Source organism: Faecalibaculum rodentium, assembly GCF_001564455.1.
Lineage (GTDB): Bacteria > Bacillota_I > Bacilli_A > Erysipelotrichales > Erysipelotrichaceae > Faecalibaculum > Faecalibaculum rodentium.
This window is the reverse complement of the sequence record NZ_CP011391.1, coordinates 1,691,866-1,704,926: the sequence shown is the minus strand read 5'-3', so window position 1 is coordinate 1,704,926 and position 13,061 is coordinate 1,691,866. Positions and strand designations below refer to the sequence as shown.

Genomic DNA, 13,061 nt, shown 5'->3' with positions numbered 1-13,061 from the left:
GTAAGCAATTCGCATATCAGGCATGTATAGTGCCGGTACAGGACATATAATAGAAACAGATTTCATGGCTGCTGTCCTTAACGAAGCCCGTATGCCTTTGGTATAATTATTTCTCAAAGGGGGATTTTCGGTGCGGTATTATGAAATCTTAAAAAAGCGGCGGACGGACCTGAAACTGTCGATTCAGGACGTTTCGGCCCAGACAAGACTTGCACCTGAATATATCAAGGCAATCGAGGACAACGACCTGGACGTCTTTTCGGACGACCTGTCCTTTGTCCGGTACTTCATCCGTTCCTATTGCGAAGCGCTCGGTGTGAACTGGAGCATGCTGCAGGAAGAAGTGGACGGATCCATCAAGCACTATGCCCATCTGCGCAACATGGCCCTCACCCAGGCCCAGAAGCGCATGGCAGCGTCCATGCCCATGGACACCAACGAATCCAGAGTCAGGCGGACCGGCCGGTCCAGCTACCAGAACCGGGTGGCATCCACCAGCCGGTCGCTGTCGCGAAAGCCGCGGCGCAAGCTGTCCATGAAGGCCGTCATCATTGCGGGGATCATCCTGTGCGGCGGCTTCGGCCTGTGGGCCGGCATGAACCAGATCCGGGCCAGCCAGGCTGCGCAGGCACAGGCCGCGGCAGACCAGGAAGCAAAGGACAAGGAAGCGGAAACTGCCAGGCTCGCCGAACTGCGCCGCAGGGAACAGGGCCTGGACAATGCACAGCCTGAACAGGAAGAGACTCCGAAGGTGGAAGACACGACCTCTGTGTCGGGCAGCACCGTGACAGTGACAAGCACATTTGACACGCCGCCGGAAGTGGCGATCGAGGCGAAGTTTTCGGCTCCCTCCACGGTCTGGCTGACCGAAGCCGGTGCCGTGCTCAACGACACCTCCCAGTACACGGATTCCTTCTCCCAGACCGTGACCATGAATGCACCGGGTACCCTGCTGTTTCAGCCGGCGGTTCCCGAGGGCATGAAGCTCACAGTCAACGGACAGAGCGTGACGCCGGAACTCAATGAAAACGGCGAAGCCATCATCACCATCGATGTGGTGCAGGCTGCCGGAGCAGCAAAGGAAGAGGCTGCAGCAGAGCAAGGAGAGCAGAATGAACCTGCCGAATAAACTCACGCTGATGCGGATCCTGATGGTTCCCGCCGCGGCCATCATCTATCTGGCGGTCCCTGCAGACTGGGCACCGGTGGTCCCGTCCATTGGACTGGGCGGCCGTGACCTGATCGTCTTTGCGATCTTCGCCATTGCATCCTTCACAGATTTCCTGGACGGAAACATCGCAAGGAGCCGGAACCTGATCACGTCCTTTGGCAAGTTTGCGGATCCCATTGCGGACAAGCTGCTTGTGAATACTCTGCTGATTCTGCTGGCCTGGAGCCACCAGGCAAGCGTGGCAGCGGTGCTGCTCATGACCGCCCGGGACCTGATCGTGGACGGACTGAGGATGAGTGCCGCGAAAAGCGGCGAAGTGGTGTCCGCCGGCTGGTGGGGCAAGGTGAAGACCGTGCTGCAGATGTTTGCGATTGCGCTGCTTCTGCTCCACAACTGGCCCTTTGCGCTGATCGGTTTGCCCGTGGCGCAGATCCTGCTGTGGGCTGCCTGTGCGGCAAGCCTCTACAGCGGCTGGATCTATTTTGAGAAACTGAAGAAATACGTCCTGGAGACCATGTGATGGAAACCGCCGAAGCGCTTCTGTCCTGTGCCCGGGACCATCATGTCACCATTGCCGCGTGCGAGTCGCTGACCGCCGGACTGTTCATGGCCACCCTGGCCGCAGTTCCGGGAGCCAGTGATGTGCTGCGCGGCGGATTTGTGACGTATACAAATAAGATGAAGGAATGGCTGGCCCATGTGGATCCGGTCATCCTGGAACAGTACGGCGCGGTATCCGAACGCTGTGCCAGGGCCATGGCGGAAAACACCCGGGTGCTGACCGGGGCGGATTATGCGGTGTCCTTTACCGGCAATGCCGGACCATCGGGTTCGGAAGGAAAACCGGCGGGTCTTGTCTACTGTGCGGTTGCCAGTGGCACCGGCTGCCGGATATACAGATACGATTTCGACCACGCATCCCGCAATGACATCCGGACCGGAGTGGTCCGGGACATGACAGAGCGGCTGCTGCGGGTCATGAAGGAGGAACTGAATGGCGAGAAAACAGGAAACTGTCAAGAAAGATAAAACAGCAAAGGAAAAGGACAAAGACCAGCTGCTGGCGGATGTCCTGAAAGACATAGAGAAAGAGTACGGTACCGGAGCGGTCATGAAGCTGGGTGAACGCCCGAGCATGGATGTGGAACCCATCCCTTCCGGCTCCCTGCTGCTGGACCAGGCACTGGGGATCGGGGGATATCCCAAGGGCCGGGTAGTGGAAATCTACGGTCCGGAATCCTCCGGTAAAACCACACTGGCGCTGCACGCGATTGCCGAGGTGCAGAAAAAAGGCGGGCGCTGCGCATTTATTGATGCGGAGAACGCCATTGATCCTATCTACGCCCGGAACCTGGGTGTCAACATTGACGAGCTGATCCTGTCTCAGCCGGATTCCGGCGAGCAGGGCCTGAACATCATGCTGATGCTGATTGAAAGCGGCGCCGTGGACCTGGTGGTCGTGGACTCCGTTGCGGCCCTGACGCCTCAGGTGGAACTGGAAGGCGAAATGGGAGACCTGCAGGTGGGTGCCCAGGCGCGGATGATGTCCAAGGCCATGCGGAAGCTGGCGGGCATCATGAACCACAACGAGTGCACGGCGATCTTCATCAACCAGCTGCGTGAAAAGGTGGGTGTCATGTACGGCAACCCGGAAACCACGCCCGGCGGCAAGGCGCTGAAGTTCTATGCCTCTGTCCGGATCGATATCCGGAAAACGGATGTGATCAAGAATGGCAGCGAGATCGTGGGCAACAAAGTCCGCGTGAAGATCGTGAAAAACAAGGTGGCGCCTCCCTTCAAGCAGTGCGCACTGGAAATCGTCTATGGCAAGGGCGTGTCCTGGATCTCCGAACTGGTGGACATGTCTGTCGAATACGGCTTCCTGAAGAAAGCGGGTGCCTGGTATTCCTACAACGGTGAAAAAGTCGGGCAGGGAAAGGAAGCCGCCAAGAAATTCATGGAAGAAAACGAGGACATCCGCTCCGAGCTGGAACAGAAGCTGCGGGATGCGATGGCCGGAAAGAATCAGGAAGAGGACGATGTGGACATCTCCGATCTTCCGGGTGTACAGGAAATGGACCCGGATCTGGCGGCGATGCTTAACCATGGTCTGGACAATCCGATTCAGTAAGAACAGCTTCACAATAAGCGAGGTCTCTCCGGTTGGGGAGGCCTTTTTTTCATTCATGGACCTCGCATGCGAGGTCCACCCTTGGATCAGTGAAACTTAGATGGGGCCGTTCCGGCCCCTGTTATATTTATCTTGCCGGAGCTGGTGAGAGCACGATACACATTTATTCCATGCGGACTTCTCACACAGTCTTCATGAGATTGTTTTTTTATAAGTCGCCGTTGATCTAAATAGTATCCCTGGGTAGAAATTCATCACGAATATTCTGAACATTTTGTATAGGCTGTCGGTTTTTTCTCGACAAGTTCAATGGATGGATCAACTTCCACTCCGGCATTTTTTTGTTTGAGAGGAGTTTTCGACCATGGCTGTTCGTAACAGAAAACCAGTCTGTGTCGGTTTGGATGTCCATAGAAATAATGTCTGGGCCTGTGTGACCTTCAAAGATCCGGCCAAAGGGAAAGACGGGCTTGTGTTCGTCACCAAAAAATTTGACTCAAATCATACAGATCTTGCCTCAATGTGTGAATGGATCTATACAACTCTTCCGGATCTGGAAGACAGAGCGATAGATGTTTATATGGAATCGACCGGAAAGTATTCCACCCCTGTTTTTGATGTCTGTGAGGAAATGGGATTGAAACCCCATATCGTCAACCCAAAGCACGTCCGGACCATAGCCGGACAAAAAACGGACCAGAAAGACTGTGCCTGGATCGCTGAACTTGGGGCCAACGGTCTGTTGAGAGAGTCATATATCCCGGTCCGGGAGCTTCGGGAATCCAGAAGGCTCTCACGGTCCAGAACTAAACTGGTACAGGAAAGAGGGGATACGATCCGAAGGATCCGGAATATTCTGACAGAAGCGAATATCCGTATGGATCTTGTTTTTTCCGGGATCGAAGGAGAGTCGGCCCGAAGTGTGATCGAATACCTGCTCACGACAGAGGAACCGGATTTGGAGGAAGTGAAAAAGCGGATACGGAAAAGCTGCCGGATCATGCGGTTCTCCACCCATAAAGAGCGCAAAGAAAAAGAAGAAGAACTTCGCAAAGCATTCGCTGGTGCAAAGTTCTCCTCCGTCCAGAAATTCGAGCTTGAAAATGCGTATGAAAGAGTTGACCGACTCACTGCGCAAATCCAACGCTACGAACAAATGATGACGGAAATTCTCGAACCATTCAAGTCCTATCTTGATTTGCTTGATTCCATCCCGGGAATCTCCGGGCTTTCGGCGATGCAGATACTAAGCGAAACAGGAACAGACATGGGACAGTTCAAGAACGAGAAGCACTTCATAAGCTGGTGTGGACTGTGCCCTCAAAGCAATCAGAGCAACAACAAACATAAATCGGTCAAAATTGGAAAAGGCGGATATTATCTAAAGCCTGTGTTGATTCAATGTGCTCTGAACGCAGTGAAGCACCCATATTTCAAGGGGAAGTATGAGGCTATCGCAGCCCGACGCGGTAAAAAACGCGCATTGATTGCGATTGCGAGAAAGATGATGGTTCTTGCCTATCATATGTTCCAGACAGGTGAATATTTCCAAGAGAGAAAGAAACAGATCCCGGCGGTATTGGAAAAAGAACAGAGTGAGCGGGAACAGAGTATGGAGACATCAGCAGAGGCAACAGATGCTCCGGCAATTATCAGGACCGCAAAAGAGATCGTAGAGATGCTGCAGAATACAGATGATGAGATGAAACACAAGATAGAGCAGTTACTGGCCCAGATAGGAATTGCTCAATGTGAATATCAAACTGGAGCGATATCAACGATTTAGACAATATGTAAGCATTCGGAAATTTAAAAAACCTCCCGAGAGGAGGCCTTTTAATCGTGGCTTTCATTTTATGAGAGTTTCACATTTTAATGGAAAAATGAGAGCCCGACGTCATCTTGTAACATTACGTCATGAAAAGATACAAACAATTACATTGACTTAATACAAAACGTACCAATAGATTTACCGCAGTAACATTCCAATCTTTTGCTCTGTAAACTTATGTGCTATGGTTTCTAAGTAAGTTCCATGAGTTGTTACGTTGTAACGAAACAATACGAAACAACGCTGGATGGAACGCTTGAAAAGAGCAAAGAAAGGAAACATATGAAGTCTAAGAAGAATCTGGCGGCCACGCTGGCGTTTTTGATGACCCTTCAGGCAACGGGACAGCCCTGGGCTGTGCTGGCCAGCGAAGGGGAAGACAATGAACCCATCATTGACGAAGCTGCTGACGGTCAGACGGCAGATGTAATCTCTGACGACGTGGCAATTGAGGAACCTGTTCAAGAAACCGTCACAACTGAACCTGATGTTCAGGCATCTGCGGAAGTTCCGGCAGTACAGGAAGCGGCACCGGTTCCGGCAGAAACGACACCGGTGGAAGAGGAGGAAACAAAACTTCCAGAGTTCCAGGATATGGAAACCACCGGTAAAGCACCGGCCCAGGCTGTTGCGGATACCGGCCGGGTCCTGGATACAGTCAGGACCATGGATCTGGGAAAGATCAACAAAGACATTGCACCCAGAGTGGAGAATGCAGAGTTTGACTTTGCGGATGTCGACAACAACGGGATCCGTATTACAGAAGTAAGACGCTGGGAAAACGATTTCTTCTATACAGTGGAAAACTCCGATGCAGTCACCAAGCTGGAACCGGGTCAGACCATTGTCCTTCACTATACGGATACAACGCCGAAGGCTGAAAACAATGAAGCCGAAAAGGAACGGCCAAAGGAAGAAACCCCAGAGAAACCGGCAAAAGCACCGGCAGCGAATGCGGACACTGAGAAAAAAGAGGAAGCCTACCTGTATTTCTATTACTTTACTGAAGGCTCCAATGTCCCTGTTCTGGAACAGCAGAAGGTGGAGTATGGCCAGCAGACCATCACGCTGAAGCAGAAAAAAGGCTATACGCTGTACTATGCCGATGGAGAGGGCAATAAAAAAGAGGAGGCTCCTGCGAGGCTGGATCTGGATATTCAGGGTGATCAGGAATTCTCCTTCGTGTATGTGCCTGGTGAAGCGGAATATACGGTCAAGTATATTTACCCGAATAACAAAGTCGAGACAGAGACTCGCACAGGCAAAGTCGGAACAATGACCGATGTACAGGCCCCGGAAAAAGAAGGCTATACCCGCCTGTATTATTCCAACAGCATCATCTCTCCGGAAGGGGACACAGTGGTGGAAGTGGAGTATGCAGCGATCTCCTATACGCTGAATTTCAACTCGAATGGCGGTTCGTTTGTAAACTCGAAAGAATTTACCATTGGTCAGACCATTGACCTGAACGAAAAACCTGTCCGGGAAGGATATGAATTTGCAGGCTGGACCCTGAACGGCAAAGACGTAAAGACCATTACCATTGCGAATGTTCCCGAAGGCGCAAAAGCTGTCACAGTAGACGCAAAGTGGGAAGCGATAGAAGTCAGCTATACTGTCCGCTACTGGAAGCAAAGTGTATCGGATGATGTCAATGCAGCTGATGCGGCCAAAAAATACGATTATGCCGAAACAGCTACAAAAAAAGCGCTGACCGGCAGCGAAGTTGATCCTTCAAATGATAAAGACTGGACGGGATTCAGGTACAATGGGTCGAACTCATCCAAAACAACCACAATTGCGGCAGATGGTTCCACAGTGATTGATGTCCGATATGACCGGATCAAGTGTACTGCTGAGTTTGAGTACTCAAGAAACAATACCAAGACTTATGTCGGACTCTTCGGCGCACCATTTACTGACGAAAAGGGAAATTCTCTTTGGGATTCCAGTAAAATGTGGGAAACATCCAGAACCGGAGCGCTGCTGTTGACCACGTATGATTTCCATACTGCAGGATATGGGGAAGAAACTAAAGAAGACGGATCCGGAAACTGGTCTCTGAAATTCACCATTCGAGGAGACAGCAGCCGTTATCATATCGCTTACTATAACGAACAGTACGACGGCTCGTACCAACTGGCAGATACCATCATGGCTGGAAATGGCTCGTTCAATGTATATGAAAAATATGCCGGATATAAACTCTATAAGTATTCGACCAAGTCCTCTGGCGATTTCACTTCAGCGGAATTCTGGTCTAAAAATGGAACCGGTATTAGGAACGAAGGGACATCTGTTGACATAAATCGGGGCACTCCTACAAAAGTAGCTTCGAATTTGGAGAAGTACCACATTCAGTACTCCAGCTGGAATACCATCGTTAAGGAAATCAAGGACGTAAAGTACACAACCCCCCTGGGAGAAATCTCGAAGTATACCTCAGCAACAGATGGATGGAACTATACTCCTGAACTTCCCGCAGGAAAGGGCAGTTACTATACATTTGCCGGCTGGTATCTGGATCCGGCATTTACACAGCCTGTTACGGATGGTGTAACCATGCCAAATGGCAACCTGATTCTGTATGCCAAGTGGGAAGCCAAGGCGTTCGATGTAACGCTCCACTACAACAACGGTTCTGCGGACAAACTGCTGCATGATGATATCGAAGGCGGAAGCCGGATTGGCGAAATCACAGAGAAACCTGAGTTTGCGGGTCACACGTTTGCTGGCTGGTATATGGATGAAGCCTGCACGATTCCTTTCTCTGCGGACAAGACAGTGGAAGGCGATACTGATATCTACGCCAAGTGGACGGCTAAGGACACCATGCCTGTCACCATCAAGTATGTGAACGCTGATACGGGAGAGTCTCTGGCAGGGGATGATTCCACACTCGCCCGTCCGGGAAAGACCATCACGGTTCAGGCGAAATCGATTCAGGATATGACTCCCGAAACACCCTATATCAACTATACGGTTGATGCAGGCAAGGAAAATGTGATCGTCTTCAAGTATCATCCGATGGTTCAGAAGTATTATCAGGTTCTTTATAAAGATGTGGATACCGATACCATTATCGCCTCGAGCGAGATTCTGAGAAACAACATGAAAGAGGAGTTCACGGTACGGGCTGATGGAATTCCTGAAAATTATGAGCTCGTTTCCGGTGAACCAGCAGTGCAGATTATCAACAGCAAAGACCTTTCAACAGATGAAGACAGTCCTTTCAGTGTTATCTTCAATGTCTGCAAGAAGAAAGTGCAGCTGACCTACGATATTAATGCTGCAGGTCTGGTATCCACCTATGATGGAACAACTCATGTACTTCCTGCAGGTCGTGCAGATAGAGGGACTGTTGTTTACAGCACAGATGGCGGAACTACCTGGACAAAAACGCTTCCTTCTGCCAAAGACGCTTCCCGCACTACTGTAAAAGTCAAGGCTACAGATGAGTCTGGAAAGTATGCAGACAGTGATGTCGTTACCGTCCAGCTGGTGGTGAACCCGAAAGAAATCACTGCAAAAGCGCTGGATGCTGACAAAGAATACGATGGGAAGCCACTGACTGCCGGTGGAAAAATCGATGGTCTTGTCACAGGTGAAGATGCGGCAGTCAAGACATCTGGTTCACAGACAAACGTAGGTTCCTCTACCAATACCTTCGAGGGCATTGACTGGAATGGCAGCGCCAAGGAAGGCAACTATGAGCTCGTTAAGTCTTCGAATGGAACATTGACTGTTACGGCTGCTCCTGCGGATCAGAATAAGATTACTCTCAAGAGTGGTGAGACAACGTATATTGGCCTGAACCAGACTCTTGCTAATGGTGCAACAGGCGGTGCAGACGGAACTGTGTACCTGTATGCAACTTCCAAAGACAGCAATGAATGGTCTGAAGAACTGCCGAAGTTTACAGATGCAGGAACCTATACCATTTGGGCCAAGGGTGTGAATAAAAACTATGAAGATTCCTTCACAAGTGCAGAATTCATCATCAAACCTGCAAAGTTGATTGCCGCCGCTGATTCTAGAACTGAACCTTATACAGGTGAAGCTATTACAGCCGGTGGGACGCTGAACGGCTTGGTGAATGGAGAAACAGCCACTGTTACCGCTACCGGCTCTCAGACCGAAGTTGGATTCAGTGAAAATAAGGCTGTGATTAGCTGGGATGGGACTGCAAAAGAAAGTAACTACGTAGTTGAGTACATTAATGGTCGCCTCGAAGTTACGCCTGCTGATGCAGCTCAGCTTGGACTGGAATTTGCAGGTAAGGAAGTTGTCTACAATGCAGCTAACCAGAATCTGAATCCTGCTGCTGTCACTGTTGTAAAAGGCACGAAGATCACTTACTCCACTGATAAGAAAACCTGGACAGAAGAAATGCCGGCTTTCTACGATGCTGGAAAGTATACAGTGTATGCACGTGCAGAAAACAGCAATTACGAAACTGCTGAGGTTTCCGCAGTTCTGACGATTACTCAGGCACCTCTGACAGTTACGACGAAAAGTGCTGAACGCAAATATACTGGTCAGGCGCTGACTGCCCCTGGTTCTATTGAAGGATGGATGGGTAATGATGATAATATTGCCAGCTTTGCAGTAACAGGTTCTCAGACAAACGTTGGTGAATCTACAAACTCCTATACCATCACATGGAACAATGTAAAAGAAACGAACTATAAGATTGAAGAGACTCTGGGTACCCTGAAGATAACCACAGCTCCGGCAGAAGACCTGAAGCTTGAGTTTGAGGGCAAGACTGAACAGTATACTGCCAAGAACCAGAGTCTGGATGCTGCTACTGCAATTGATGGGGCAGTCATCGAATACTCTGTGGATGGTGAGAACTGGACAGCAACAATGCCTTCATACAAGGATGTGAAGGAGGGCGGATATAAAGTCATTGCACGTGCCGTGAAAGGCGGCTACGAAACAGCCACGAAAGAAGCGGTACTGACCATCACTCCGGCTCCGGTAACAGTTACAACCAAGTCCGCTAGAAAAGTCTATGACGGCAAGGCTTTGACAGCTGGAGGTCAGATTGAAGGCGTTCTTGGTGATGACAAGGTTGAGTTCAGTGTAACCGGATCCCAGACAGAAGCCGGTTCCAGCATGAACTCTTATGACCTGAAGTGGACCGGGGCCACATCCACCAACTATAAAGTTTCCGAAGATCTTGGAACACTGACAGTGGAGAAGGCTGAAGGATCCATCACCATCAACGATGGTGACAAGAACATTACTGCAGATGGCATCAACCGGATGTATGATGGAACAACTTCTGTCATCACTGCGAAAACCAATGCGGTGAATGATACGGAAACTGTGTTCGAATATCTCGTTAATGGTGAGAAATTCGATGGCAATCCTTACTTCAAGGATGTTGTAAAAGGAACTGTTACTGTCAAGGCGACCAACCCCAACTACAATTTTGGAGAAGATGGTGTAACTGTGGATGTCGTCATTACAAAGCGTCCTGTCACACTGACCAGTGCAACCCTGGACAAGGTATATGACGGTACAGCTTTGACCAATGGCGAAAACGAGCTCAGGATTGGCGGCGAAAACTTCGTGGCTGGTGAAGGACTGGCGAATGTTGATTTCACAGCTTCCATCACGAACGTGGCCGAAAGCAAAACAGCCAACGCCTTTGATTACACGCTGAATGAAGAGACCACCAAAGCTTCCAACTATACAATCACAAAATCCGAAGGCAGCCTGTCCATCACTCCTCGAACGGTTCTGCTGCAAAGCGAACCTGCTTCCAAGGTTTATGATGGTACACCGCTGACGAACCACACCGTCATTGAACTGGATGGAAGTCTGGGTTTTGTGGAAGGTGAATTCAGCGACTACAAGTTTGCAGAAACGGCTACAGTTACCAATGTTGGTACAGCCGAAAATGCGTTCGATGTAGTCCTGACTGACGGTAAGTCTCTGGAAAACTATGACATTCAGAAATCCTTTGGAAAACTGGAAGTCACTGATGCCAACGGGACCATTGATGTTGATCCTGGAACATCCGCTTTCATGGAAGGCAACAGTATCAGTAAGATTTATGATGGCATTGAAGTCAGCCTGACAGTCGTCACAAAGAACAGCGAGAATATTGTAATCGATACTGACTACAGCTACGTCGTAAACGGTGAGGCCGTTGATCAGCTGCCTACCATGCTGGATGCCGGTGAATGGACCATCACCTTCACACCGAAGGACGAGAACCTGAAGAATCTGTCCAAGACGGTGACGGTGACCATTAAACAGAGAGAATATACTGTTACAACAGACGGCGCAGAAAAGGTCTATGACGGATCCGCACTGACTGCTGCAGGCATCACCATCGAAAACATCGTGGAGGGAGAAACACTCTCCGCCAGGACAACCGGCTCCCAGACCAACGCCGGAGAATCTGCCAACACCTACAGTCTGGAATTCGATGGAACCGCCAAGGCGTCCAACTACAAACTGGCTGACGAAAAGCTGGGTCTGCTGAAAGTCACAGCAGCACAGCCCACCATCGACTTCACGCCGGATACGGACATGGAAATCACGGCCACAGGCTTCCGCAAGAAGTACGATGGACAGACAACCACTGTTGCAGCTGCTGCAAAGCTGAAGAATGGTGAACATGTGGACGGCAACTTCACCTATACCGTGAAGAACCTGGAAACCGGGGAAGAATACACATCCAAAGAAGCACCGGCATTCACCAACAGCGGCAAGTGGGAAGTGACTGCCACGACCGACAACGAAAACTGCAAGGAAACATCCAAGACAGTGACCGTTGAGATCCTCAAGCGAAACGTTCTGCTTGTCAGCGAAGACCAGGAATGGGTATACGACGGCACGGAGCACAAGCATGAAAAGGCGTATGTTCACGAATCCGGCGACGGTTTTGTGAAGGGCGAGGAACCGGAATTCCACAGCTTTGCTTCCATTACGGATGCAGGCACCACGGAAAATACATTCAGCTACCGCTTCAACAAGCGCAGCGGTGCAACGACTCTGTCCCGTGTGGCACGGTTCCTGGGTATCGCATCCGAGGATCCGGACAACATCGCAGCCAACTACAACATCGAAGTGCAGCACGGAACGCTGAAGGTGAAGAAGGCGGATGCCAGGCATCACAACCTGACACTGGCTGACAAGACAGTCACGTACAACGGCAAGGATCAGATGCTGGATGCGGCAAGTTCCGATATCAAGGATGCAAAAATCCAGTACTCTGTGGATGGTCAGACTTGGACGGATGAACTGCCTGCCTTTACACATGTCGGCAAGTACACGGTGAAAGTCCGCGCAATGCACAACAACTATGAGGATGCGGAAACATCCGCGGTTCTGGAAGTTGTGCCGGCAAAACTGACAGTCACGACAGAGAGTGCAGAGAAAGTGTATGACGGCAAGGCGCTCACTGCAGGAGGTTCTGTAACCGGTCTTGCAGAAGGCGATGAGGTTGAACTGCTTCTTACCGGTTCCCAGACGGAAGTCGGCGAAAGTGCAAACACGTATGAACTAAAGTGGATCAAGGCGGATGCGGCGGATTATGAGGTCACAGAAGCCATTGGTACACTGAAGGTTACACCGAAACCGGCAGAACCAGCTGAACCGGAAGCACCGAAGAAGGACGAGACTCCGGAAGCGCCGGAGAAATCCGATGCCAGAAAGCCGAACAAAGTCGTCACGGCTCTTGGTCTGGATCCCGCTCTGTGGACATCCATCATGGGTGCTGCAGGTCTGGGTATGATCGGTGCAGCTCACCTGTCCCGCAGGGACAAAAAGAAAAAAGACGAAGAGTAAACTCTGATGTCTGAACTGACCAGGGAATCCCAGCCGGATCCCTGGTCTTTTTTAATGTGAAATGAAGATCACCAGCAGGTGGAGTCTCATTCCGATGTGTACATGGCGCTATCGGCAGA

Annotated in this window: 6 protein-coding genes; all 6 read left to right on the top strand. The window is 50.5% G+C overall.

The features are described 5' to 3' along the window. Window positions 1-130 precede the first annotated feature (130 nt). The 6 genes from aalo17_RS08420 to aalo17_RS08395 all read left to right on the top strand — a co-directional run bounded on the left by aalo17_RS08420 (window position 131) and on the right by aalo17_RS08395 (window position 12,942). Window positions 131-1,129, top strand: a complete 999-nt coding sequence (locus aalo17_RS08420; protein WP_067558171.1) for a helix-turn-helix domain-containing protein — start codon at window positions 131-133, stop codon at window positions 1,127-1,129. After that, window positions 1,113-1,691, top strand: a complete 579-nt coding sequence (gene pgsA / locus aalo17_RS08415) for a CDP-diacylglycerol--glycerol-3-phosphate 3-phosphatidyltransferase (RefSeq protein ID WP_067558168.1) — start codon at window positions 1,113-1,115, stop codon at window positions 1,689-1,691. The genes aalo17_RS08420 and pgsA overlap by 17 nt, the downstream gene beginning before the upstream one ends. Then, window positions 1,691-2,200: a CinA family protein gene (locus aalo17_RS08410; RefSeq protein ID WP_067558165.1), complete on the top strand. Its 510-nt coding sequence runs from the start codon at window positions 1,691-1,693 to the stop codon at window positions 2,198-2,200. Before pgsA ends, aalo17_RS08410 begins: the two co-directional genes overlap by 1 nt. Further along, on the top strand, window positions 2,166-3,302 hold the full coding sequence (gene recA / locus aalo17_RS08405; RefSeq protein WP_067558161.1) for a recombinase RecA: 1,137 nt from the start codon (window positions 2,166-2,168) through the stop codon (window positions 3,300-3,302). Before aalo17_RS08410 ends, recA begins: the two co-directional genes overlap by 35 nt. A gap of 364 nt (window positions 3,303-3,666) precedes the next feature. After that, window positions 3,667-5,088 (top strand): IS110 family RNA-guided transposase, encoded by a 1,422-nt coding sequence (locus tag aalo17_RS08400; RefSeq protein WP_067555742.1) that lies wholly within the window; start codon window positions 3,667-3,669, stop codon window positions 5,086-5,088. A 327-nt stretch (window positions 5,089-5,415) separates the two neighbouring features. After that, window positions 5,416-12,942, top strand: a complete 7,527-nt coding sequence (locus aalo17_RS08395) for an InlB B-repeat-containing protein (RefSeq protein ID WP_067558158.1) — start codon at window positions 5,416-5,418, stop codon at window positions 12,940-12,942. Window positions 12,943-13,061 lie beyond the last annotated feature (119 nt).